The sequence below is a fragment of the Pseudomonas sp. TE3644 genome (genome assembly GCF_056278815.1).
In genome coordinates this window covers 3,328,244-3,353,514 of record NZ_JBWBQF010000001.1, presented here as the reverse complement: position 1 = coordinate 3,353,514, position 25,271 = coordinate 3,328,244, and the positions used below count along the sequence as shown (strand labels likewise).

Here is a 25,271-nt window from a genome sequence, read left to right as displayed (position 1 = left end):
CAGGCACCGCTACTTGTCCAGACACCATCCCGCACTAGCGCAGTCGCGTAGCCGCTGCCGATAGGCTGCGCTGGCCCTGAGCCTCGCTGAAGATTTTCAGAATTCACACGGGCCAGCGCAGCCTGGCGGCAGCGGCTACAGCCGTTACGCCAGCAAACGCTGCGCAGTGGCTGACTCACCGCGCCGCTTGTGACGCAGCTTTCGGCAGTTCCCACAAGACAGTTGCTGCTACGGGTTGTCGATAGCGGTGCCTGACACCATCCCGCACCAGCGCAATCGCGTAGCCGCTGCCGATAGGCTGCGCTGGCCCTGAGCCTCGCTGAAGATTTTCAGAATTCACACGGGCCAGCGCAGCCTGGCGGCAGCGGCTACAGCCGTTACGCCAGCAAACGCTGCGTAGTGGCTGACTCACCGCGCCGCCTGTGACGCAGCCTTCGGCAGTTCCCACAAGACAGTTGCTGCTACGGGTTGTCGATAGCGGTGCCTGCATCGCGGCCAAGGCCGGCTCCTACCACGGACGGTGTAGGAGCCGGCCTTGGCCGCGATGCAGACGACGCGAGGCAAGGGCTACTCCGGCTTGCCCCCCGGCATCCACTTCTCGGTGTGCCGGAACAGGAAGTACTGCGACGTATCAGCGCTCGACAGTTCGCTGCGCGCCTGCCAGGTGTCATCGTGCAGGTCCATGTCGGCGTCGTATTCCACGTGGCACCCCAACGGGCTGTTGAAGTACCAGAACCAGTTGGAGCCCAGCTGATGGCGCCCCGGGCCCCAGAAGGACTGGTAACCCTTTTCCACGAACCGGCTGCCCGCGACCATGACTTCGGTCGGCCCCGCCATGTGGAAGGTGAAGTGCTCGATGCCTTTCATGAACCCAGGGGTCTGAATGAAGAACAGCGTGTGATGGTCCTGGGTACCGGCCGGGCGCAGGAAAGGGCCGGTACCGATGAAACGGTCGGTGCACACGAATCCCAGACGGACATAGAAGGCTTCGGCCTTGTCTGCGTCAGGCACAAAGCACACCACATGGGACAAGCTGCGCGGCCGCGCCGGCATGTCGTTGCTGGCGCCCAGGCTGTTGATCGCACGCAGGGTGGCGGAGCCGGGGGCGTTGCTGACCTCGCCGGCCAGGCTCAGCTCGCGGCGTTGGGTGATGCGAAATCCCAGGGCAAAGCCCATGTCGTCGACGGCGCGCAGTACGCCATCCTCGCCACGGCTGACGTGACGGTCTTTGCTCAATTCGGTTTCGATGGCGTGCAGGGCGGCTTCATCCGCCACGCCATACACGGTTTCACGCAAGGTGGTGCCGGTCTCCAGTGGGGCAGGCAGGCGCGCGTCGCCGCGGTGGCGAATCACGATGCCCGTGCCATCCAGCGCTTCCAGGTAGCCACCCGTAGCATCGACGTCCACCGGGGTCAGGCCGTAATCGATCAAATACTGGACGCACGCGGTCACGTCGTCCACGCCAAATACCAGGTAATCCGGGCCAATAATGTTCATGAGCAGGTTCTCCAATGCGCAGTCAGGCCGTATGGCCACCCAGGGTTTCGCTGATCCAGTCGGCGATGTAGTGACCGGCGTTGATGCTGTTGTCGAAGCTGGAGTGCTGCACGCCGCCCTCACGCTCGGTGAAAATCTTCAGCTCGCGTTTCGGGCTGTTGACCAGCTGCTCATAGGTGCGCTCGGCCCATTTGAGCGGGATCTGGCTGTCCTTCTCGCCGTGGGTGACCAGGAACGGCACCTTGATGCGATCGAGGATGCCGTCCAGGTGGACGTTTTCGGCGATGGTGAAGAACTCGTCCATGTCCTTGGCGCCCCATACCCAACGCACGTGCGCCCAATAGTGCGGCACCGGCAGGTTGCCCTCGTTGGCCAGGCGGCGCTTTTGCACCTCGCGCCAATCGTGGTTGGCACCCCACACCACGCCGCAGGCGAAGCGCGGTTCGAAGGCCACGGCGCGCGGGCAGTAGTAGCCGCCCAGTGAAACACCCTCAAGGCCGATGCGCTTGGGGTCCACCTCGGGGCGGGTTTCCAGCCAGTCGACCACGCGGCTGGCCCAGTGCTCGCTGTCGTAGCGGGCGTGAAGGCCGTGCAGGCGCAGCGCTTCACCGGTACCCGGCTGGTCGATGACCAGTGAAGAGATGCCGCGCTTGGCCAGCCACGCCGGCAGGCCCACGCGGTATTTCATTTCTTTGGTGGAGTCCAGGCCGTTCACCTGCACCAGCAGCGGAGCAGGGCCGGTGACGCCTTCGGCGCGGGTGTACAGGCCAGCCAGGTGGGTGCCCTCGTACGGGATCTCCACGCGCTCGCAGTTTTCCGCAGACAAGGTGAAGCCGCGCTCGAAAGTGTCCAGAAAGCGCTGGTACAACGCCTCGCGGGCAGGCGCCCCGTGGGCCTGCAAGCGCTCGCAGGTGATGTAGTAGGTGGCGGCGCGGTTGTATTTTTCACCGGCCGACAGCAGGCGGCCACGGGCCTCATCCTCGGCGGCCAGGGCGCACAGCTTGTCGGCCATCTTCGCCCAGGTTTCACGGAAGGCCTGGGTGCCGGCGGCGTCGGGCTGTTTGGCGCTTTCCTGCAGCGGCGCGCACATCGCTTCGATCTCGCCGATGCGGGCACCCATCTCGATGGCCAGGTCGACCGACAGGTTCCAGACGTAGTTGGTGGGGAAGTAACGGAACATATTGTTATTGTCCTTTTCTCGATTCCAGAGTAGGGCGGCCCCGGGCGCTGGATCAGTGCGGCGGGGCGGCGCCTGCGGTGGAAACTCGCACGCCTGATGGGCATCGACAAATTGCGTGTTCGGATGCCAGCCATCACGTTTCGCAATAGGTCGCGCGGCGTGGCGCATCAGCATGCGCAGGGGTCAGGACAATACGGGGGGCTCGATACTCTGCACGGCGTCCAGCAGTTTGCTGCGCAACCAGGCCAGCATGGCGTCACTGTCCAGGCTGCGGTGCCAGCCCATGTGCTCGCGCATCACCGGCAATTGCACCGGCGGTGGCAGCAGGCGCAAGGGCAGCAATTTGGCGTACAGCGACGCCAGGCGGCTGTGCATGGTCGCGACGCGGTTGGAACCGATCAGCAGGTGGGGCAGGGTGTTGAAGTCATGGGTGGTGATCTCCAGGCGGCGTTTACAGCCGTACTGGTTCATGAACCACTCTTCCACGGCCGGTGTGCGACTGCGGCCAAAGGCGGCGGCCACGTGGCCCAGTTCCAGGTAGTTCTCCAGCGTGAAGGGATCGCGGACCAGGGTATTGCCTTCCCACACCACGCACACGTGCTGCTCCTCGAACAGCAGTTGCGAGGGATGGTCGGCGACGATGTGTTGCTCGGGCGCGATCATCAGGTCGATCTCGCCGCGCGTGAGCATCTCGCGCGCCGACTCGCTGGGGCTCACCAATTCGAACGTGACGTTGGGTGCCTCGGCGTTGACCCGGCGGATCACCTCGGCAAACAGCACATTGATCAGGTAGTCGGACGCCATGATGCGGAAGTGGCGCTTGCTTTGTGCCACGTCGAACACCGGCCGCGCGGCGATGGACGTCTGGATGCGCAGCAGCACTTCGCGCACCGGCGTCTGCAGGTCCTTGCCCAGCAGCGTGGGCGCCATGGTGCGGCCGACCTGCACCAACAGGTCATCTTCGAAATAGGAACGCAGGCGTCGCAGGATGCCGCTCAGCGCCGACTGGGTCATGTGCAGGCGCACGGCGGCGCGGGTGATGTTCTGCTCTTCGAGCAGCACGTCCAGGGCGACCAGCAGGTTGAGGTCCAGGTGGTTGAAACGCATGGGAGCAGGCTCATGTTGTATTTATTTTCAAAATACTTTCCATGCCGATACACCATTAGTCAACGCTTCGTTTCATCCCTATCTTCGCCGCAGGTACAACAAAAACAAGGTAGCCCGAATGAGCGAAGTCAATAAAATCCTGGTGGTAGGTGGCGGCATCGGTGGCCTGTGCGCGGCCATTGCCCTGCGCCGTCAGGGCATTGCAGTGGACCTGGTGGAGATCAAATCCGACTGGACGGTGTACGGGGTGGGCATCATCCAGCAGAGCAATGTGGTGCGGGAAATGGCGCGCCTGGGCGTGCTGGACCGCTACCTGGATGCCGCCTATAGCTTCGAGGACGTGGGTATCTACGACCTGCAGGGCACGCCCCTGGCGCGCATCCCCGGCCAGCGCCTGGCCGGTGAGCAATACCCGGCCAATGTCGGCATCTCCCGCCTGGCCTTGCACAAGGTATTGAGCGAGACGGCCATCGAACTGGGCGCCACCGTGCGCCTGGGCCTGAGTGTAGAGGCCTTCGAACAGGACGCTGAGGGCGTGCAGGTTAGCTTCACCGACGGCACCCAGGGACGTTACGAACTGGTGGTGGGCGCCGACGGCGTCTACTCGAAAGTGCGTGGCCTGCTGTTTGGCGAACAATACACGCCGCGCTTCACGGGCCAGGCGGTGTGGCGCTACAACTTCAAGCGTGATCCGTCCATCGACCACCTGGCCAGCTTCATGGGCGCAGACGGCAACGCAGGCCTGGTGCCGCTTTCGGACGAGCTGATGTACATGTTTTCCACCTCTCATGAGCCGCACAACCCGTGGTATCAGACCGAGCAACTGGCCGGCCTGATGCGCGAGCGTATCGGCCGCATCGGTGGCCTGATCGGCGACCTGCGCGAGCAGATCACCGACAACGCCCAGGTGGTGTACAAACCCATGGAGGTGGTGTTCGTCGACGAGCCGTGGTTCAAGGGCCGGGTGTTGCTGATCGGCGATGCGGCGCACGCCACCACCCCGCACCTGGGGCAGGGTGCGGGCATGGCTATCGAGGATGCGCTGGTGCTGAGCCTGGAGTTGGTCGGGCAGGGCAGCCTGGAGGAAAAACTGCAGCGCTTCATGGCGCGACGCTTCGAGCGCTGCAAGTTCATCAGCGAAAAATCGATCCTGGCCGGCGAGCGGGAAATGGCCCAGGACCCGACGTTCGATCGCATCGGCCTGACCAAGCAGATGCTCAAGCTCACTGCCGAGCCGATCTGACGCGGTGCAGGGTGTTTATTTATGCCCGGCCCAGGCGGTGGGCGAGGGCAGTGCGCTCGGGTTTGATCCGTTCGGCCTGGGTCGCGACACCCTGTTGCTGGTGCGCTGGCAGGGCCAGCTGCGGGCCTGGCGCAACCGCTGCCCGCACCTTGAGGTGCCCATGCATTACCGCAAGGACCGATTCATGGCCGCTGATGGCCAGCGCATCGTCTGCTTCGCCCACGGCGCGCAGTTCCGGCCCGACAACGGCTTGTGCGTGCTGGGGCCTTGCCTGGGGCAGTCATTGCAGCCTCTGGCTTTGCATGTGGACGAGCAGGGGGATGTCTGGCTGCTGGATACCCCGCTGTAGCCGAAACTGTCTTGCAACCGCGTCGCCTGCATCGCGACTAAAGTCGGCTCCTACGCCGTGCGTGTTTCGACGCGGTTTGGGGGTCGACGAGGTAGGTGGCACATCCACGGGCCGATGTGGGAGCAAAGCTTGCTCGCGATGCAGGCGACGCGGTCTGGCTGGGCTTGAGGCTCAGCGCCCACTTCCCCTGTGGGACCGGGCGAAGCTCGGGAAGCGCCAACCCGCCTTCCGCGCCGAACCCTTCCCGAGCTTCGCCCGGTCCCACACATGGATCGCGTTGTAGCAGCACCCGCATGCACGCATCACCACCCGTGTAGTAGGCACCGGTCAAGTATCGCGGTTTGAAATACATCGCATCAGAAGAGTCGATTAGTCAGACCGGCAAGTTCCAGACAAGCTCTACCCAACCGCTGCCCACGACGGCAGACAGGCTTACAACAATAAAAACAGTGTGAGGACTCCATGATCCCCGACCATGACCCGCTGACCTGGCAACCGACAATTCGCACACCCGCGCCACCCCCCTGATCATTGCAACGCTTGCACGGCCGTCCCCGGCCGCTGGCAGGCAAGAAAACCTGCGGATAAAAACAATAAAGAGGGTTCTTCGATGGTGAACAGCTATCGGGCAAAGGTACACCTGCGCCCCCATTTTGCACGCAATCCCCTGGTGCTGGCCCTGGCGGCATTCGTCACCGGTCTGCCGGTGGCCCAGGCATTTGAATTCGACAGCGGCAACCCGGATATCCGCACCCGTTGGGACAACACCCTCAAGTACAGCGCCGCCTGGCGCACCGAGGGCCGCAGCGACCAGCTCACTACCGGCACCACGGCGGTCAACGGCGACGATGGCGACCGCAACTTCAGCGGCGGCATGATCTCCGATCGCCTGGACCTGCTGTCCGAATTCGACATCAGCTACCAGAACGTCGGCGCCCGGATCAGCGGCGCCGCCTGGTACGACGACGTCTACAACAAGCGCAACGACAACAACTCGCCGGACACCAACAACAGCACCTCGGTGGACTACGACCACTTCACCGACAAGACCCGCAAGCTGCACGGCCGCGAGGGCGAGATCCTCGACGCCTTCATTTACGGCAAGGCCGACTGGGGCGATATGCCCGTGTCGGGCCGCATCGGCCAGTACGCCATGCAGTGGGGCGAAAGCCTGTTCTACGGCATGAACGGCATCGCCGGCGGCATGGCACCCACCGACGTGGTCAAGGGCCTGTCGGTACCCAACACCCAGTTCAAGGAGCTGATCCGGCCGGTGCGGCAGATGTCCGGCCAGTTCCAGCTGACCCCGGACGTATCGGTCGGTGCTTACTACCAGTTCGAGTGGGAGGCCAACCGCCTGCCAGCGGCGGGCAGCTACTTCTCCAGCTTCGACAGCGTCGGCAGCGGCAATGAGCGCCTGTTCGCCGGCAGCCCGGTGATCCCCGGCGGCGAGCCGTTGGCGTTCTACAGCGGCGGCAACAAGAACGCCAAGGACTCGGGGCAGGGCGGCGTGCAGATCAAGTGGCGCACCGAGACCGTGGACTACGGCGTCTACGCCATCCGCTTCCATGACAAGAACCCGCAGTTGCTGGTGCGCCCGGACTTCGCCAACCTCAACCCGGTCACCGGCCAGGCGGGCGAGTACTACTGGGTGTACCCCGAAGGCATCGAGGCGCTGGGCGCAAGCTTCTCCACCACGCTGGCCCAGTTCAACATCGCCGGCGAGTTGTCCACCCGCTGGCATCAGCCCCTGGCGTCCACCAACCAGCGCACCTTGCTGGCCGGCGAAAGCCTGGCCAACGAAGCCGACGACGCCCTGTACGCCACTGGCCACACGCTGCACGCCAACCTCAGCTGGCTGGCCAGTTTTGGCCCCACCTTCGTGGCCATGGAGTCCAGCTTCATCGGCGAGCTGGCGTGGAACCGCACCTTGAGCGTGACCCGCAACCCCGACGCCGTGGACCCCAACGCCACCCGCGACGCCTGGAGCCTGCGCACGGTGTACGAGCCCATGTACCGGCAGTTCTTCCCCGGCATGGACGTGAGCATCCCGGTGGGCATCAGCTACACCCACGGCGCCTCCGAAGCCCTGGGCACCGCGTTCGGCAGCAACCGCGGCGGCGACATGAACATCGGCATCAAGGGCAACTACCTCAACACCTGGAACCTGGGCCTGACCTACACCCACTACTACGGGCCGGCCAATACCTTTCTCGATGAAAACAACAACTACACCTTCGAACAGTCGCTCAAGGACCGTGATTTCGTGGCCTTCAGCGTCAGCCGTACTTTCTGAACCGAGGATCAGTCGATGAAAACCGTCACCTTGCTGCTCACTGCCCTGGCGTCATCGCTGTTGCTGGCCCACGGCGTCATGGCCGCCGTCCCGGCCAGCGAAGCCGATACCCTGAAAACCACCCTCACACCCCTGGGCGCCACCCGCGCCGGTAACGCCGACAACAGCATCCCGGCCTGGAACGGCGGCTTGACCCAGACCGACCCGGCCTACAAGGACGGCGGCAAGCGCAGCGATCCGTTCGCGGCGGAAAAACCGCTGTTCACCATCACCGCCCAGAACGCTGGCCAATACGCCGACAAGCTCTCGGCGGGCACCCTGGCCATGCTGAAGAAATACCCCGACAGCTACCATTTGGACGTCTACCCCACGCACCGCACTGCTGCAGCACCACAAGCGGTCTACGACGCGACCTACAAGAATGCCCTGAACGGCACCCTGGTGGACGGCGCCGCCGGCCCCATGCCGCAGAACGCCCAGGGCGGCATTCCGTTCCCCATCCCCAAAAGCGGTGCCGAGGCCATCTGGAACCACCTGCTGCGCTGGCGCGGGGCGTCCTGGCACGCCGAGTTCACGCAGTACCTGACCACCGCCGATGGCAAGCATGTGCTGACCAACGACTCCAAGGCCGACCTGCAAATGCCTTGGTACCTGCCTGACGGCGGCCAGAAGGATGGTGTGTTCTGGACCATCCGCATGACCAACGACGGCCCACCACTGCGGGCCGGCGAAGCCATCACCGGCCGTGAAAACCTCAACGCCGACAACGCCGGCGTCTGGACCTACCTGCCAGGCCAGCGCCGGGTACGCCGCCTGCCCAACGCCTGCTGCGATACCCCCACCCCGGCCACCGCAGGGGTGATGAGCTTTGACGAATTGTACGTGTTCAACGGCCGCATCGACGGCTTCGACTGGAAGCTGGTGGGCAAGAAGGAGCTGTACATTCCGTACAACTCCAACAAAGTGTTCACCGCCGCCAACCCCACCGACCTGCTGGGCGAGCACCATTTGAACCCGGCCGACATTCGCTGGGAGCTGCACCGGGTGTGGGTGGTGGAGGCCACCCTCAAGCCTGGCAAGCGCCACGTGATGCCGCACAGCACCTACTACCTCGACGAGGACACTTGGGCGGCCGTGCTGGGTGAACGCTACGACGCCCAGAACCAACTGGCCAAGGCGCTGTGGACCACGCCGGTGGTACTGCCCGACATGCCGGGCGTGGTGACCTTGACCAACGGCTTCTACGACCTGCTGTCCGGGGCCTGGTTTACCGGGGACATCTTCGCCGGCAAGCGCGAACAGTACCGCGTGGTGCAGGCCTACAAGGACACGGTATTCACCCCCGATGCCTTGGCTGGCGAAGGTGTGCGCTGAGATGAACCGCACCCTCATGATCAGTGCGCTGTGCCTGGCGCTGGCCGGCCAGGGCGCTCAGGCGGCCGATGTGCTGGCCCAGCCGGCGGTGCAATCGGCCCAGGCGCTGCACGCCGTGCTGCTGGCCGTGACCCGGGCCGGGGCGCGGCTGGTGGCGGTGGGCGAGCGCGGCACCGTGCTGCTGTCGGACAACAACGGCACCAGCTGGCGCCAGGCGCCGGTGCCGGTCAGCACCAGCCTCACGGCCGTGCAATTCATCGACGGCCAGCGAGGTTGGGCCGTGGGCCATGGCGGCGTGGTGCTGCACAGCGCCGACGGTGGCGAGCATTGGCAGTTGCAACTCGATGGCCATAAGGGCGCCGCGCTGGAGCTGGCAGCGGCGCAGTTGGCGGGCAACCCGCAGCGGCTGGCGGCGGCGCAGCGGCTGGTGGCCGACGGCGCCGACAAGCCATTGCTGGCGGCCAGCTTCACTGACGCCCGGCATGGCCTGGTCACCGGCGCCTATGGCCTGGCGCTTTACACCGAGGATGGCGGCGCCACCTGGAGCAGCTGGGCCGGGCGCCTGCCCAACCCCCAGGGCCTGCACCTGTACGCCGTCGCCCAGCGCGGCAGTGATCTGTGGATTGCCGGCGAGCAGGGCCTGGTGCTGCATTCCGGCGACGGTGGCCAGCACTTCCAGGCCCTGACCAGCCCCTATGACGGCAGCTACTTCAGCCTGGCCCTGCTGGCCGACGGCGACCTGTTGCTGGGCGGGCTGCGCGGCCATCTGTTCACCCTCAGGGGCGAGCATTTCAGTGAGGTCGGCAACCCTGTGCCGGTGTCCATCAACGCCGCCTGGGTCGGCGATCGACGCCTGCTGCTGGTCAACCAGGCCGGCACGGTGCTGCAGGGCCGCCTGGACGGCACCGGCCTTGTGCCCTTGCCGCTGGCGGCCGGCGCGCCGCTGTCGGCGGTGGTCGAGGCCAGCGATGGCGCCCTGGTGGGCGTGGGCTTTGCCGGCCCGTTGCGCCTGAGTTCGGCGCCCACCCAGTCTATAGCGGAGTAAGCCCATGCATGCCCCTCGTAATACCCAGGCGGCGCCGCACGGCGGGCGCCTGGCCGATTTCGACAGCCGCTCCGGCTCGCTGCTCGAACGCGCACTGTTCAACCACCGGCGCATCGTGCTGCTGTTGTGCCTGCTGGCCACTGTGGTGCTGGGCTGGCAGGCCACGCGCCTGACCCTCAATGCCAGCTTCGAGAAGATGATCCCCGGTGACCAGCCCTTCATCGCCAACTACCTGGCCCACCGCCAGGAGCTGTCGGGGCTGGGCAATGCCGTGCGCATCGCGGTCATCAATACCCGCGGCAGCGTGTACGACAAGGACTACCTGCACACCCTGCAGCAGCTCAATGACGAGGTCTACCTGCTGCCCGGGGTCGACCGCGCCTACATGAAATCCCTCTGGACCCCGGCCACGCGCTGGGTGGGCGTGACCGAGGAAGGCCTGGAAGGCGGCCCGGTGATTCCCGATGGCTACGACGGCAGCGCAGCCAGCCTCGATGCGCTCAAGCGCAATGTGGAGCGCAGCAACGAGATCGGCCAACTGGTGGCCTTCGACCAGCACTCGAGCATGCTCTATGTGCCGTTGCTGGCCACCACCGCTGACGGCAAGGCCCTGGACTACAGCGCCCTGGCCACGCGACTGGAGGCGCTGCGCAGCAAGTATCAAAGCCCGCGCATTGACATTCGCATCACCGGCTTCGCCAAGGTGGTGGGCGACCTGATCGACGGCTTGCGCCAGATCCTGCTGTTCTTCGCCGCCGCCATCGTCATCACCGCCGTGGTGCTGTACGGCTACACCCGCTGCCTGCGCAGCACGGCGCTGGTGATGAGCTGTTCGCTGGTGGCGGTGGTGTGGCAACTGGGCCTGCTGCCGGTGCTGGGCTTTGAGCTGGACCCTTACTCGGTGCTGGTGCCGTTCCTGGTGTTCGCCATCGGCATGAGCCACGGCGCGCAGAAAATGAACGGCATCATGCAGGACATTGGCCGCGGCATGCACCGCCTGGTGGCGGCACGGTTCACTTTCCGGCGGCTGTTCATGGCCGGGCTGACGGCGCTGCTGTGCGATGCGGTGGGCTTTGCCGTGCTGATGATCATCAAGATCCAGGTGATCCAGGACCTGGCACTGATCGCCAGCCTGGGCGTGGCGGTGTTGATCTTCACCAACCTGATCCTGCTGCCGGTGCTGTTGTCCTACGTGGGCGTCAGCGCCACGGCGGCCAAGCGCAGCCTGCGCGGCGAACAAGCCGAGGCGGCGGGCGCCGTGCGTCACCCGGCCTGGCGCTTTCTGGATCTGTTCACCCAGCGCCGCTGGGCCAGCGTGTGCGTGGCGGTGGCTGCGGTGCTGGCGGTGGGCGGTTACCTGGTCAGCCTGAACCTCAAGGTGGGCGACCTGGACGCCGGGGCACCGGAGCTGCGCGCCGACTCGCGCTACAACCGCGACAACGCCTACCTGACCGCGCACTACGGCGCCAGCAGCGATGTGTTTGCGCTGATGGTCAAGACGTCGCCGGGTGGCTGTTCCAGCTACGACACCTTGCAACGGGTGGACAACCTGGACTGGCAGCTGCGCGGCCTGCCAGGCGTGGACTCCACCAACTCCCTGGCCTTGCTCAACCGTCGGGTGCTGGTGGGGCTGTCCGAGGGCAACCCGCGCTGGTACGAGTTGCTGCACAACCAGGCCACCCTGAACATGGTCACCGCCGGTGCGCCACGCGGGCTGTACAACGAAGATTGCAGCCTGCTGACCGTCTATGCCTACCTCACCGATCACAAGGCCGACACCTTGACCCGCCTGGTCGACAGCGTGCAGGCCTTCGCCAAGGCCAACGACAGCGACCAGGCGCAGTTCCTGCTGGCGGCCGGCAGCGCCGGTATCGAGGCGGCCACCAACATCGTGGTCAAGCAGGCCAGCCATGAAATGCTGTGGTGGGTGTACGGCGCCGTGGTGCTGCTGTGCCTGATTACCTTTCGCTCGTGGCGCGCGGTGCTGTGTGCGGTGCTGCCGCTGATGCTGACGTCGATCCTGTGCGAGGCGCTGATGGTGTGGCTGGGTATCGGCGTCAAGGTCGCCACCTTGCCGGTGATCGCCCTGGGCGTGGGCATTGGCGTGGACTACGCGCTGTACGTGATGAGCATCGTGCTGGCGCAGATGCGCGCCGGCGCCAGCCTGTCCCAGGCCTACTACCAGGCTCTGCAGTTCACCGGCAAGGTGGTGATGCTCACCGGCGTCACCCTGGCCATCGGCGTGGGCACCTGGATGTTCTCTCCCATCAAGTTCCAGGCTGACATGGGCGTGCTGCTGGCGTTCATGTTTGTGTGGAACATGGTGGGCGCGCTGATCCTGCTGCCCGCGCTGGCGTACTTTCTGTTGCCCCGCCAACCGCAGTTGCAGGCTCAGGCGACGTCCCAGGCTGCGGCGGACAGCCGCGACAAACCCCAATCCTTGAGCCTGGAGGTGGCCCATGGACGCTGATCGTCACCCAGGCCTGCCGCAGTCGCTGCTGTTGCTGTTGGGCAGCTGCCTGCCGGTGCTGGGCGCTGTGCTGCTGGCCCCGGTACTGCCGCGCATGCAGGCGCATTTCACCGACACACCCGGCGTCGCCGTGCTGGTGCCCATCGCCTTGACGCTGCCGGCCCTGGTGATAGCCCTGCTGGCGCCGTTTGCCGGGGTGATCGCCGACCGGGTCGGGCGCAAGCCGCTGCTGCTGTGGGCCATGGCGCTGTACGCGCTGTGCGGCACGCTGCCGCTGTGGTTGCAGTCGCTGCCGGCCATCGTTGCCAGCCGTGCCGGCATCGGCCTGGCCGAGGCGGCGATCATGACCGGCTGCACCACGCTGATGGGCGACTACTACAGCGGCGCCCGCCGCGAGCGCCTGTTCGCCCTGCAAATGGTCGCCACCTCGCTGTCGGCGGCGCTGTTCATGGGCCTGGGCGGTCACCTGGGGCAAGACAACTGGCGCGCGCCGTTTGCCCTGTACGCGGTGGGGCTGGTGTTCCTGCCGTTGATGGCAAGGCTGCTGTGGGAGCCCGTGGCCCCGGTACAGGTCCAGCGCGATGCAACCGGCCTTGCGTGGCGCGCCTTGGCGCCGCTGTACCTGCTGGCGCTGCTGGCCGGTGCCAGCCTGTTTATCGTGCCGGTACAGGCCGGCTTCATCCTCAGCCTGCTGGGCATCGACGCCCCGCAGCAGGTCGGCCTGACCATGGGTGGCAACCAGCTGGGCGTGGTGGCAGGGGCCTTGAGCTTCCGACTGATCGGTCGTATCGCGCCTGCGCGGCTGTTGCTGCTGGCCTTTGGGCTGGCCGGTTGCGGCGGCGTGCTGATGGGCTGCGCCACCACGCATCTGCAGGTGGTGGTGGCGGTGGTGGTCAACGGCCTGGGCATTGGCCTGATGTTGCCCACCTTGATCACCTGGATCATGGCCCAGGTCGGCTTCCGTCAGCGAGGCCGGGCGACCGGGCTGTTCACTGCAGCCATTTTCGCCGGCGAATTCGCCAGCCCGCTGCTGGTGCTGGCCATCAGTGCCGGTGAGGTGTCGGCGGTGCCCCACGCAGTGCTGATGGTCGGCCTGCTGCAGGGGGTGGTGGCGCTCAGTTGTCTGATTGTGCCGCGCTGGTGCGGCGCGCGTTTGCAAGGAGAGCATGCATGAAACTGTTTGACCTCAGTGGCCAAGTGGCCCTGATCACCGGCGCCACCCGTGGTATTGGCTTGGCCATAGCCCGTGCGTACGGGCAGGCGGGTGCGCGCGTGGCCATCAGCAGCGAAAACCCCGAGGACTGTCGCCACGTGGCGGCGCAACTGGCCGAGGAGGGCATCGACGCCTGGCCCATGGCCGCGGACATGGCCTCCCGGGCGCAGGTCCAGGCCTTGGCCGAAGCAGTGCTGGGGCACTTCGGCCAGCTGGACATTCTGGTCTGCAACGCCGGCATCGCCCCGCACATGGGCCCCCTGGCCAGTGCCAGCGACGCCCAGTGGCAAGACACCCTGACCGTCAACCTGCACAGCGCGGCCTGGCTGACCGCCGCGCTGATCCCGGCCATGGTCGCGCGCGGCGGCGGCAGCGTGGTGTTGATGGCCAGCATCGCCGGCGTGCGCGGTAACCGCGGGCTGGGCCTGTACGGTCTGTCCAAGGCGGCGCTGGCCCAGCTGGCGCGCAACCTGGCGGTGGAGTGGGGGCCCAGCAACGTCCGGGTCAACGCCATCAGCCCAGGCGTGGTGCAGACCGAGTTTGCCCGCCCGCTTACCGATCAACCCCAGGTGATGGACAAGCGCCTGGCCCTCACGCCCTTGCGGCGCGTGGGCCGGCCCGAGGAAATCGCCGCCGTGGCCTTGCTGTTGGCCGCCCCCGGCGGGGCCTTCATCACTGGCCAGAACCTGATCGTCGACGGTGGCACCACCATCGGCGACGGCAATTGAACAAGGACTTTAGCGATGCAGACACTTCCCGGTTTCAAGCGTGTGGTCACCGGCCACGACGCCAACGGCAAGGCCACCGTGGCCATCAGCGGGCCTACGCCCAGTGTGTTCAATCTGCAAGCGGTGCCCGGCACGGTGTTCCATGAAATCTGGAACACCAGCGCCGCGCCCGCGTTGATCGACAACGCCGACGACCCCACCCTCAAGCCGCTGCAACTGAGCCCCGGGGCGTTGGGCAGCGTGATCCGGGTGGTCGACATTCCACCGGACGCCGTACAGAACGCAGTATCCCCTGAAGCCGCCGCCCAGGCATTCGCGGAAATCGGTCAGGCCCACGCGGGTACCGGGAACGCCGACAGCCGCCACCGGCTGATGCACCGCACCGAAACCGTCGACTACGGCATCGTCACCGAAGGTGAGGTGTGGCTGGTGCTGGACGATCAGGACGTGCACTTGCGCTGCGGCGACGTGGTGGTGCAGCGCGGCACCAACCATGCCTGGAGCAACCGCACCGAGCACATGGCGCGCATGGTGTTCATCCTGCTGGACGGGCAATTTGCACAAGGAATCGCACCATGAAACTGGCCACCTTGAAAGACGGCAGCCGCGATGGTCGGTTGGTGGTGGTGTCGCGGGACCTGGGCCGCTGCGTGTGCGCCAGTGCCATTGCGGCATCGTTGCAACAGGCGGTTGACGCCTGGGCCACCTGCGCACCCCGGCTGCAAGCCCTGTACCGGTTGCTGGAGGAGGGCCGCGCCCCGGGCGTGCAGCCATTCGACCCGCGCCAGGCCATGGCGCCGCTGCCGCGCGCCTATCAATGGTGCGACGCCTCGGCCTTCCTCAACCACGGCACGCTGATGCAGAAGGCTTTCAACCTCGACCCCATCGACGGCGCCGAGCGCACGCCGTTGATGTACCAGGGTGCGGGCGACGATTTTTACGGTGGCCGCGACGACGTGCGGCTGCCCAGCGAAGCCCAGGGCATCGACTTCGAGGGCGAGTTTGTGGTGTTGGTGGACGACGTGCCGCTGGGCTGTTCGGCGGCGCAGGCGGCCGGGCACATCCAGCTGGTGCTGCAGGTCAACGACGTCAGCCTGCGGGCCCTGGCCCCGCGGGAAATGCAGACCGGCTTCGGCTTCCTCCAGGCCAAACCGTCTTCCAGCTTCGCCCCGGTGGCGGTCACGCCTGACGAGCTGGGCGCGGCGTGGGTCGATGGCCGTGTGCAGTTACCGTTGCAGGTGCAGCGCAACGGTGAGTGGTTCGGCCACCCCCACGGCGGCGAGATGAATTTCAGCTTCGGCCAACTGATCGCCCACGCCGCGCTGACCCGCCGCCTGGGCGCGGGCACCCTGGTGGGTTCGGGCACCGTGTCCAATAAAGACCGATCGGTCGGCTCGGCCTGCATCGCCGAGCGTCGCGCCATTGAAATGATTGAGCACGGCAGCCCTCGTACCGCGTTTCTGCACTTTGGCGAGCGGGTGCACATGGACGTTATCGGCCTGGATGGCCAGTCGGTGTTTGGTGCCATTGATCAGCATGTCATCCAGGCCGACGAATAAGGGGGCGCCCATGCGTGTACTGATTACCGGAGCCAATGGCTTCGTCGGTCGGCAACTGGCGTTGCGGCTGTTGGCGCGCGGGCAACTGTGCGGGCGTGCACTGGACACGCTGCTGTTGCTCGACACCCAGCTCGACGCATTCGCCGCCGACCCACGCCTGCGGCTGCACGTCGGCAGCCTGACCGACTATGCGTTGGTGCGCCGGGTGTTGGCCGACGGCGTGGATGTGGTGTTCCACCTGGTGAGCGTGCCGGGCGGTGCTGCCGAGCAGGCGTACGAGGTGGGCTATCAGGTCAACCTGATGGCCAGCCTGGAGCTGTTGGACCAGTTGCGCGACAACCGCCGCCCACCGGTGTTGGTGTATGCCAGCAGCGTGGCGGTCTATGGCAGCGAGCTGCCCGTGCGGATGAACGAATCGGCTGTCACTCGGCCGCAGCTGTCGTACGGTGCCCACAAGTTGATGGTCGAGACGGCGCTGTGTGACCTGGCGCGCCGCGGCGAGGTCGACGGCCGCGCCCTGCGGTTGCCGGGCATCGTCGCGCGGCCATGGCAGCCCAACGGCTTGCGTTCGGCGTTCATGAGCGATGTGCTGCACGCTTACGCCGCAGGCCAGCCTTACACCTGCCCGGTGTCGCCCCAGGCCACCGCCTGGTGGATGTCGGCGCACTGCTGCGTCGCCAACCTGATTCACGCCGCCGAGTTGACGGGCCTGCCGATGGACAGCGAGCGGGTGTGGCAATTGCCCGTGCTGCACCTGTCGCTGGCCCAGGTAATCGATGCCCTGGCCAAACGCTTCGGCGAGCACCGCCGGGGCCTGGTGAGCTTCGCCCCGGACCCTGAGCTGCAAGCCCTGTTCGGCGCCATGCCGCCGTTGAAAACCACCCGTTCGCGGGCCGCCGGTTTCTGCCATGACGGCAACGCCGCCGGCCTTGTGCGCCATGCCCTGAACCTACCGAATACGAGGGTCGCTTTATGATCACTGCCAACCGTCGCCTGATCGATCTGTCGGTCACGCTGGAAAACAACCCGTACACCGATCCGCCGCCGCTGTTGCCGCACATCGAGTACATGGACCATCAGCAGGGCTGGCCGGAAATGGCGGCGATGTTCCCGGGCCTGACCCTGGAGCAGATGCCCGGCCACGAAGCCTGGGCGGCCGAACGCCTGACCATCACCACCCACAGCGGCACCCACATGGACGCGCCCTGGCATTACGCGTCCACCACCGATGGCGGTCAACCGGCCTGGGGCATCGACCAACTGCCGCTGGAGTGGTGCCTGCAAGCGGGGGTAAAGCTGGATTTTCGCCACTTGCCCGATGGTCATGTGGTCACCGCCCTGGAGGTGGAAGCGGAGCTTGCGCGCATCGGCCATGTGCTCACGCCGCTGGACATCGTGCTGGTCCAGACCCGCGCCGGCGAGCTGTTCGGCCAGCCCGGCTACCTGGACGCGGGCGTGGGCATCGGCCGGGAAGCCACGCTGTACCTGCTGGACCGCGGCGTACGCATCGTCGGCACCGATGCCTGGAGCTGGGACGCGCCGTTCAAATACACCCGTGAACGCTTCGCCGCCAGCGGCGACGCCTCGATCATCTGGGAAGGCCACAAAGCCGGGCGCGACGTGGGCTACGGGCAAATGGAGAAACTGGCCAACCTGGGCGCGCTGCCTGACAGCGGCTTCGTCGTCTCCTGCTTTCCATACAAAATCAAGAACGCCTCGGCAGGATTCGTCCGGGCGGTGGCGATCATCAATGAGTGAGGGCTGATGCCCGCGAAGGCCATAACGTCGCGTCGCCTGCATCGCGGCCAAGGCCGGCTCCTACCACCACGTACGGCGTAGGAGCCGACTTTAGTCGCGATGCAGGCGACGCGGTCTTTCAGGGTTGGCGCAAATCATGTAGCCGCTGCCGCCAGGCTGCGCTGGCCGGTGTGAACCCTGCGGATTTCCAGTGAGGCTGAAGGCCAGCGCAGCCTATCGGCAGCGGCTACGGTCGCGTCCCAGACTCCGCGCACTGGCTGATCCACAGCGCGCCTGATGCATGGATCCGGTCGCCTGCATCGCGGCCAAGGCCGGCTCCTACGCGGTGCGTGGTAGGAGCCGGCGGGGATTGCCACCATTCGCAAGTAAAACGCGTAGCCGCTGCCGCAGGCTGCGCTGGCCCTGTGCCTCGCTGTAGATGTTCAGGGTTCACAAGGGTGGTGGGTTCGAGAGGTGCATGTCTTGGGAATTATGGCGCGCATGAGATCGCGCGCCGCCCGCGCGGCGCTTCCCGAGCTTCGCCGGATGGCCGGCCCCCCGCTCCCACATCTGTTTCGGGCCAGTCATGCCAGTGAGATCACCTCGACCGCCGTGTCTGCACCACCACAAATCCGCAGTGAAAAAACAAGGCGGACCAGGTGATGCCACAGACATAATTGGCCCGAAACAAATGTAGGACCGGGCTTGCGCGTGAGGCGGGGAAGCGCCGCGCGGGCGGCGCGCGATCTCATCAACGCCACACATCCCAAGCCATGAGTTACACACCCCCCAGCCAACCGCCCCCCAACGCGCCATACAACGTCACCTCGGCCGCCCACTGCGCGAGCTGGTCGTTGATCAGCCCCTCCTGCGCGGTGAACAGCGAACGCTGCGCGTCCAAGTACACCAGGTGGCTGTCCAGGCCGGCGCGGTAGCGGTGGCGTGCCAGGTCGTAGTAGCGTTGCGTGGCCGCCACCAGGGCGCGCTGGGCCGTCAGCTGGTGCTGATACGTGGCGCGCGCGGCGAGGCCGTCGGCGACTTCGCGGAAGGCGTCCTGGATGGTCTTTTCGTAGTTGGCCACCTGCGTGTTCTGTTGCAGGCGGGCGTAGTCCAGGCTCGCGCGCAGGCTGCCAGCGGTGAAGATGGGCACGCTTAGCTGGGGTTCGAACGTCCAGGCGCCGGCACCCCCGCGCAGCAGGCCGGACAGTTCGCTGCTGGCACCGCCGGCACTGGCGGTCAGGCTGATGCTGGGGAAAAACGCTGCACGAGCGGCGCCGATGGCGGCACGGGCGGCCTGCAGCTGGTATTCGGCTTCGCGGATGTCGGGGCGCCGTTGCAGCAGGTCAGACGGCAGCCCCGCAGGCACAGGCGTGATCGGTGGCTGGTCGAAGGGCAGGTCGGCAGGGCGATCGGCCACGGGCACGCTCACCAGGGCGCTCAGCAGGTTGAGGTCCTGAGCCACCTGGCGGCGATATTTGGCCTGGGCGGCACGGGTACTGTGCACCGGCGTACGCGCCTGCACCTCGTCCAGCGCCGACACCGTGCCCACCTGGCGTTGGCGCCGGGTCAGGCGCAGGCTCTGTTCGTCGGCGTCCAGGGTCTGCTCGGCCAGCGCCAGCAGTGCCTGGTCGGCGCGCCAGGTCAGGTACGCGTTGGCCACGCTGCTCACCAGGCTCAGCTGTACGCTGCGCCGTGCCTGCTCACTGCCCAGGTACGTCAGCAAGGCCTGGTCGCGCAGGCTGCGCACGCGGCCGAACAGGTCAAGCTCGTAGGCACTGATGCCCAGGGTCAGGGAGTCGCTTTCAGTGATGGCCGCAGCGCCAGTGCCAGTCAGGCTGGCCGGTACCCGTTCGCGGTCCATCTGGGCGTTGGCGCTCACCTGGGGCAGCAGGGCTGCGCGCTGAATGCGGTACTGGGCCCGGTAGCTGCTGACGGTCAGGGCGGCCACGCGCAGGTCACGGTTGTTGGCCAGGGCGCTGTCGATCAGCTGCACCAACTGCGGGTCGCGAAACACTTGGTGCCAGTCGCCGCGCAGTGACTCGCTGTGCAGTGACTCGCTGCGCAGTGACGGGGCGCCGACGGGATGCGCGTAGGCGGGGCTATCCGGATAGGTCGCCGGTACCGGCAAGGTGGCGACCGGCGCATCCGGCACCAGCGTGCAGCCGGCCAGCAACAGCGCCGGCCAGGCGAAAGGGAAACGGGGCATGGGCAGTCTCTTGAAGTGGGGGCGTCAGGCGTTGGCCATCCAGCGGGCCAGGCCATGGCGGCCACTGACCCCAAGCTTGGCCGTGGCGCGCTTGAGGTAGGTTTCCACCGAGCTGTGCTTGACGTTCAGCCGCACCGCCATCTGTGCCACGGTGACGCCCTTGAGCAGGCCGATGCACACCTCCTGCTCACGGGCCGACAGGCTCACGGCGTCGTGGGCCAGCTTGCCGTTGAACGTCTGGTGCAGCACACCGCCATCCGGGTCGGCCAGGGTGGCCGGCGCGCCCGTGGCGCCGATCAGTTGCGCGTGGTGCTGGACCAGCGGCAGCAGGGTGTCGGACAAGGTCTTGAGCAACGACAGTTCGGCCAGCGAGAAGGCACGCAGGCTGGCCTGGCGATGAAAGCCGATGACCCAGCGCAGGTCGCCAAGGCGCGAGACCACGTAGCACTGATGGACACTGCCTTGGGGGTGATGGCCGCCCTGGTCGGCCCGCAGCTGGATCAACAAGGGTGCTTCCATGCGCATCACGCTGTGCAGCAGGGGGCGTGGCACATCCTGCGCATCGGTGACCGCGCTTTGCGGGCCCGTCAGGCCAAGACTTTTTATCTGCAGCGCCGCCGGCTGGTGCGGGGGCAGCGTCCACTCGGCCGTGTCCAGGCCATGGATGGCCACGCGGCTGTTGACGAAGGTCAGCATGCGTTCGGCGAAGTGTGCTTCGCCGGCGCTGGCCACCAGCTCGCCCAGGCGCAGGTACAGGTTGGGGTCATGCAGGTCATTGGGGCTGCTTGTCAGTTTCATCTGTATCTTCCTTGATTCTGACCCATCGAGAGGGTGCGGTCCGCAACACCCTGCCAAATGACGATACCGCTATTCAAACCCAGAGCAGCTGCTGGCGTCTGTACCGGAAAACAGGGACAAGCCTGCACCGGTTTGGCCACCGCCAGCAAGCATAGCCCCATCGTGTAACGCTTCGGCGACAAGGCGCCTGGCCAGCGCCTGGCCCCTGCGGCAGGGCGCCCCCATGGCCGCCATGTCCGGGTTTCAGGGGACATACAAAGGCGCGCCGGCGGTGCTTGAATCGGCTGCTAATCCCGCCAAGAAGGACCTTGTGCCATGTCTGCCGTCGACGCCTTGCCCCTCACCGCCGCCCAGCGCGACATCTGGCTGGACCAGATTGGTCACGGTGACTCGCCGCTGTACAACATCGGCGGTTACGTCGAGCTCACGGGCCCGCTGAACCCGGCGTTGCTGCAGCAAGCGCTGGAGCAACTGGTGGCGGCCCACGACGGCCTGCGTACGCAGCTGTTGCCGGGCGCGGGCGAGGGGGGGCTCCCGCTGCAGACCTTCGCCGCCCATCTGCCGGTGGCGTTGCCGGTGCATGACTTGCGCGGGCACCCCCAGCCGGCGGCCACGGCACTGGCGATGATCAGTGCGCAGATGCGCAAGCCTTACGTGCTGGAGGGCGGCCCGTTGTGGCGGTTCAGCCTGATCTGCCTGGGCCCCGACCACCACTGGCTGGTGACCGAGGCGCATCACCTGATCCTCGACGGCTGGGGCTTCGGGCACATGCTCAAGGCCCTGGGCGACCATTACACGGCCCTGACTCAAGGTGGCTGCGTGGCCAGCCCGGCACCGTCCTACGGTGAATTCATTGTGGATGACCGCCGCTATCAGGGCTCGCCCCGTCACGCCCTGGACCGGGCGTACTGGCTGGACAAATACCGCGACCTGCCCGAACCGCTGTTGGCGCCGCGCTACCACAACCGCCGGGCCACCGACCCGGCGCCGTCGCACACCTGCGTACAGGCCTTTCCGGCTGCCCTGCACGTGCGCATGCAGCAGTTTGCCGAGCGCTGCGGTGCCTCGGCGTTCCATGTGTTGCTGGCCGCCCTGCACGTGTATTTCACCCGCACCGCCCAGCGCGACGACTGGGTGGTGGGCCTGCCGCTGCTCAACCGCGGCGGGGCGCGGTTCAAGACCACCCTGGGCCACTTTGCGCAGATCAGCGCGGTGCGCCTGGGGTTTGCCCAGGACATGGACTTCGAGCAGCTGGTGCTGGCCGTGCGCGATACCCTCAAGCGCGACTTTCGCCATCAGCGCCTGCCGCTTGATGAGCTGAACCGCAGCCTGGGCCTGTCGCGCGAAGCGCGTGCGCAGTTGTTCGAAGTGTCGCTGTCCTATGAGCAGGACGACCATGATTACCGCTACGGCGAAGCCCGCGCCCACACGGTGAAGGTCTCCAACGGCCACGAGGCCACGCCGCTGGCTATCCACCTGCGCACCAACCGCTACAACGACAAGGCCTGGCTGCATCTGGTGCACCACCGTGCCTGGTTCGACACTGCCGAGGTGCAGGCCCTGGCCGAACGCTTGGTGCATGTGCTGGAGCAAGGCCTGGAACGACCCACCCTGGCGCTGACGGATTTCGAGCTGCGCACGGCCGCTGAACAACACCACCTGCAGCAATGGAACGACACCGCGGTGGCCTTTGCCGATGCACCGCTGATCCACCGGCGTATCGAGGCCCAGGCTGCCTTGCACCCCGACGCCATCGCGGCGCTGCACGATGGCCAGCCCCTGAGCTACGGCCAGTTGAACCGTCGCGCCAATGGCCTGGCCGAGCAGCTGATTGCCCTGGGGGTGCGCCCCGAGGACCGCGTCGCGGTGGTGGCCCGCCGCAGCCTTGATACCTTGGCCGGCCTGCTGGCCTGCCTCAAGGCCGGCGCGGCCTACGTGCCCATCGACCCGGCGCAGCCCCATGAACGCCTGGCCTATCTGCTGGCGGACAGCGCGCCCGTGGTGGTGCTGACCCAGGCGGCGCTGGTCGAGCGCCTGCCCACCCTGCGCCAGCCGTTGGTGGTGCTGGACAGTGATCAGGGCCGCCACGATGTCGACCGCAACCCAGCGGTGCCGGGCCTGACCCGCCACGCCCTGGTGTACGTCATCTACACCTCCGGCTCCACCGGCCAGCCCAAGGGCGTGATGGTGGAACACCACACCTTGGCCAACCTGGTCGACTGGCACTGCCAGGCGTTTTCCCTGGTGGCGGGCGATCAGGTGTCCTGCCTGGCCGGTTTCGGCTTCGATGCCATGGCCTGGGAGGTGTGGCCGACCCTGTGCGCCGGCGCCACCCTGCACCTGGCGCCGGTGCAGGACGGCGGCGAAGACCTGGACACGCTGCTGCGCTGGTGGCGGGCGCAGCCCCTGGACATCAGTTTTCTGCCCACGCCGGTGGCCGAGTACGCCTTCGGCCTGGCCTGGGAGCATCCCACCTTGCGCACGCTGCTGATCGGCGGCGACCGCCTGCGCCAGTTCAGCCGTGACCGCCGCTACGCAGTGATCAACAACTACGGCCCCACCGAGGCCACCGTGGTGGCCACCTCCGGCGCGGTCTCGGCCAGCGGCAGCCTGCACATCGGCGGGCCCATCGCCAACACCCGGGTCCATGTGCTGGACGCCCGGCGGCAAGCGGTGCCGCCGGGGGTGCCGGGCGAACTGTACATTGGCGGTGCCGGCGTGGCGCGCGGCTACCTCAACCGGGCGCAACTGACCCAGGAGCGCTTCGTCGCCGACCCGTTCAGTGATGACCCCAAGGCGCGCCTTTACCGTACCGGCGACCTGGTGCGCTGGAACCCGGACGGTACCCTGGATTACCTGGGGCGTAACGACGATCAGGTGAAAATCCGTGGCATGCGCATCGAACTCGGCGAAATCGAAGCCGTGCTGGCGTCCCATCCTGCGATCAAGGACGCCGTGGTGCTGGTCCGCGATCAGCATTTGCTGGCCTGGTACACCGAATTGTCGCCGGTGCCCCCCAGCGAATTGCGCGAGGCCCTGCGCGCGCAGTTGCCCGGCTACATGGTGCCCCGCGCCTTGATGCGCCTGGGTGCGCTGCCCTTGACCCAGAACGGCAAGCTGGACCGTCGGCGCTTGCCCGACCCAGACCCGGCGGCCCTGGCCGCGCGTGACTACCAGGCCCCGCAAGGCGCGGTGGAAACCGCCATGGCGGCGATCTGGGCGCACGTGCTGGGCGTGGAACGGGTAGGGCGCCACGACAACTTCTTCGAGCTGGGCGGCCATTCGCTGCTGGCGGTCAACCTGGTGGCGCAATTGCGCAAGGCCGGGCTGGCGGCGGATGTCCAGGTGCTGTTGGGCCAGCCGACCGTGGCCGCGCTGGCGGCCTGCGAGGCGGACGGCGGCGCGCTGTCGGTGCCGCCCAATCGCGTGCCGATGGGGTGCACGCGCATTACCCCGGACATGCTGAGCCTGACGCAGTTGGACCAGACAGCCATCGACCGCATCGTCGCCAAAGTACCGGGCGGGGCGGCGAATGTGCAGGAGATCTACCCCCTGGCGCCGTTGCAGGAAGGCATCGTTTACCACCATTTGAGCGCCGAGCACGGTGACCCCTACCTGCTGCAGTGGCGCCTGGCGTTTGACAGCCCGGCACGCCTGCAGGCCTGGGCGGCGGCATTGCAGCAGGTGATCGACCGCCACGACATTTTGCGCAGTGCCGTGGTGTGGGACGGCCTGGAGCGCCCTCAGCAAGTGGTGTGGCGCCAGGCCACGCTGCCGGTGGAAGCCATCGAGCTGCCTGCCGGCGACGCCCCGGTGATCGAGCGCTTGCAGCAACGCTTCGATGCCCGCCGGCATCGCCTGGACCTGGGCCAGGCGCCGCTGCTGCGCCTGGTGCATGCCGACGACCCGGCCCAGGGCGAGGTGGCGGCGGTCTTGCTGTTCCACCATCTGGTGCTGGACAACACCGCCATGGCGCTCGTCGCTGGCGAATTGAAGGCTTTGCTGGAGCCGGGACAAGCGCCATTGGCGCCGCCCGTACCCTATCGCCATTACGTGGCGCACGTGTGCCTGGGCCGTGATCAGGCCAGCCACGACGCCTTCTTCCGCGCCATGCTGGGCGACATCGACGAGCCAACCCTGCCGTTGCAGCAGCACGATGTGCGCGGCGAGGGCCATGACATCGAGGAAGTGCGCCAGGGCCTGGACGCCGACCTGGCCCTGCGCCTGCGCGAGCAGGCACGGCAGTTGGGCGTGAGCGCCGCCAGCCTGTTGCACGTGGCCTGGGCGCGGGTGCTGGCGGTGCTGGCCGGGCGTCGTGACCTGGTGTTCGGCACCGTGCTGATGGGCCGCCTGCGAGGTGGCGAAGGTGCCGACCAGGCCTTGGGCGTGTTCATCAACACCTTGCCGCTGCGGGTCGACACCGACCTGAGCGTGCGCGAAGCCGTCAAAGCGGTGCACGGCCGCTTGAC

Annotated in this window: 18 protein-coding genes (1 of these 18 cut by a window edge); 13 read left to right on the top strand and 5 right to left on the bottom strand. The window is 66.7% G+C overall.

The features are described 5' to 3' along the window. Positions 1–567: 567 nt before the first annotated feature. The 3 genes from ACZ9GA_RS14710 to ACZ9GA_RS14700 all read right to left on the bottom strand — a co-directional run bounded on the left by ACZ9GA_RS14710 (position 568) and on the right by ACZ9GA_RS14700 (position 3,784). Positions 568–1,497: a VOC family protein gene (locus ACZ9GA_RS14710; RefSeq protein WP_457361981.1), complete on the bottom strand. Its 930-nt coding sequence runs from the start codon at positions 1,495–1,497 to the stop codon at positions 568–570. Between the two features lie 22 nt (positions 1,498–1,519). Next, positions 1,520–2,677, bottom strand: a complete 1,158-nt coding sequence (locus ACZ9GA_RS14705) for an alpha/beta hydrolase family protein (RefSeq protein ID WP_457361982.1) — start codon at positions 2,675–2,677, stop codon at positions 1,520–1,522. Between the two features lie 183 nt (positions 2,678–2,860). Beyond that, on the bottom strand, positions 2,861–3,784 hold the full coding sequence (locus ACZ9GA_RS14700; RefSeq protein ID WP_457361983.1) for a LysR family transcriptional regulator: 924 nt from the start codon (positions 3,782–3,784) through the stop codon (positions 2,861–2,863). A gap of 118 nt (positions 3,785–3,902) precedes the next feature. On the opposite strand from ACZ9GA_RS14700, the gene ACZ9GA_RS14695 reads away from it, so the two are divergent. The 12 genes from ACZ9GA_RS14695 (at position 3,903) to ACZ9GA_RS14640 (ending at position 17,819) form a co-directional block, all read left to right on the top strand. Beyond that, positions 3,903–5,027 (top strand): FAD-dependent oxidoreductase, encoded by a 1,125-nt coding sequence (locus tag ACZ9GA_RS14695; protein WP_457361984.1) that lies wholly within the window; start codon positions 3,903–3,905, stop codon positions 5,025–5,027. 4 nt (positions 5,028–5,031) lie between these two features. Further along, complete coding sequence (locus tag ACZ9GA_RS14690) at positions 5,032–5,376, top strand: Rieske (2Fe-2S) protein (protein WP_457361985.1); 345 nt, start codon at positions 5,032–5,034, stop codon at positions 5,374–5,376. 610 nt (positions 5,377–5,986) lie between these two features. Further along, the gene (locus tag ACZ9GA_RS14685; RefSeq protein WP_457361986.1) at positions 5,987–7,672 is read left to right on the top strand and encodes a DUF1302 domain-containing protein; all 1,686 of its coding nucleotides are present in this window, start codon (positions 5,987–5,989) and stop codon (positions 7,670–7,672) included. Between the two features lie 15 nt (positions 7,673–7,687). Next, complete coding sequence (locus ACZ9GA_RS14680) at positions 7,688–9,046, top strand: DUF1329 domain-containing protein (RefSeq protein WP_457361987.1); 1,359 nt, start codon at positions 7,688–7,690, stop codon at positions 9,044–9,046. A gap of 1 nt (position 9,047) precedes the next feature. Further along, a complete protein-coding gene (locus ACZ9GA_RS14675; protein WP_457361988.1) occupies positions 9,048–10,091 on the top strand; it encodes a WD40/YVTN/BNR-like repeat-containing protein in 1,044 nt (347 codons plus the stop codon). A 4-nt stretch (positions 10,092–10,095) separates the two neighbouring features. After that, positions 10,096–12,561 carry an efflux RND transporter permease subunit gene (locus ACZ9GA_RS14670; RefSeq protein ID WP_476226468.1) on the top strand — a complete coding sequence of 822 codons (2,466 nt, stop codon included), beginning with the start codon at positions 10,096–10,098 and terminating at the stop codon, positions 12,559–12,561. Beyond that, on the top strand, positions 12,551–13,735 hold the full coding sequence (locus ACZ9GA_RS14665; protein ID WP_457361989.1) for an MFS transporter: 1,185 nt from the start codon (positions 12,551–12,553) through the stop codon (positions 13,733–13,735). Before ACZ9GA_RS14670 ends, ACZ9GA_RS14665 begins: the two co-directional genes overlap by 11 nt. Further along, on the top strand, positions 13,732–14,502 hold the full coding sequence (locus ACZ9GA_RS14660) for an SDR family NAD(P)-dependent oxidoreductase (protein ID WP_457361990.1): 771 nt from the start codon (positions 13,732–13,734) through the stop codon (positions 14,500–14,502). The genes ACZ9GA_RS14665 and ACZ9GA_RS14660 overlap by 4 nt, the downstream gene beginning before the upstream one ends. Positions 14,503–14,517: 15 nt before the next feature. Beyond that, positions 14,518–15,081 (top strand): cupin domain-containing protein, encoded by a 564-nt coding sequence (locus ACZ9GA_RS14655; protein WP_457361991.1) that lies wholly within the window; start codon positions 14,518–14,520, stop codon positions 15,079–15,081. Next, positions 15,078–16,061, top strand: coding sequence for a fumarylacetoacetate hydrolase family protein (locus tag ACZ9GA_RS14650; protein WP_457361992.1), 984 nt, complete (start codon positions 15,078–15,080; stop codon positions 16,059–16,061). The genes ACZ9GA_RS14655 and ACZ9GA_RS14650 overlap by 4 nt, the downstream gene beginning before the upstream one ends. A 10-nt stretch (positions 16,062–16,071) precedes the next feature. Further along, positions 16,072–17,037 (top strand): NAD-dependent epimerase/dehydratase family protein, encoded by a 966-nt coding sequence (locus ACZ9GA_RS14645; RefSeq protein ID WP_457361993.1) that lies wholly within the window; start codon positions 16,072–16,074, stop codon positions 17,035–17,037. Beyond that, complete coding sequence (locus ACZ9GA_RS14640; RefSeq protein WP_457361994.1) at positions 17,034–17,819, top strand: cyclase family protein; 786 nt, start codon at positions 17,034–17,036, stop codon at positions 17,817–17,819. Before ACZ9GA_RS14645 ends, ACZ9GA_RS14640 begins: the two co-directional genes overlap by 4 nt. Before the next feature lie 757 nt (positions 17,820–18,576). On the opposite strand, the gene ACZ9GA_RS14635 is transcribed toward ACZ9GA_RS14640, so the two are convergent. Continuing rightward, positions 18,577–20,004 (bottom strand): efflux transporter outer membrane subunit, encoded by a 1,428-nt coding sequence (locus tag ACZ9GA_RS14635; protein ID WP_457361995.1) that lies wholly within the window; start codon positions 20,002–20,004, stop codon positions 18,577–18,579. 24 nt (positions 20,005–20,028) lie between these two features. Continuing rightward, positions 20,029–20,802, bottom strand: coding sequence for a helix-turn-helix transcriptional regulator (locus ACZ9GA_RS14630; protein ID WP_457361996.1), 774 nt, complete (start codon positions 20,800–20,802; stop codon positions 20,029–20,031). A 315-nt stretch (positions 20,803–21,117) separates the two neighbouring features. Here ACZ9GA_RS14630 and ACZ9GA_RS14625 point away from each other — a divergent pair, with 315 nt between their 5' ends. Then, on the top strand, positions 21,118–25,271 hold the 5' portion of the coding sequence (locus ACZ9GA_RS14625; RefSeq protein ID WP_457361997.1) for a non-ribosomal peptide synthetase. 5,302 nt of this gene lie beyond the right edge of the window; 4,154 of the gene's 9,456 nt are visible here — the first part of the coding sequence; its start codon is at positions 21,118–21,120; its stop codon lies beyond the right edge, outside the window.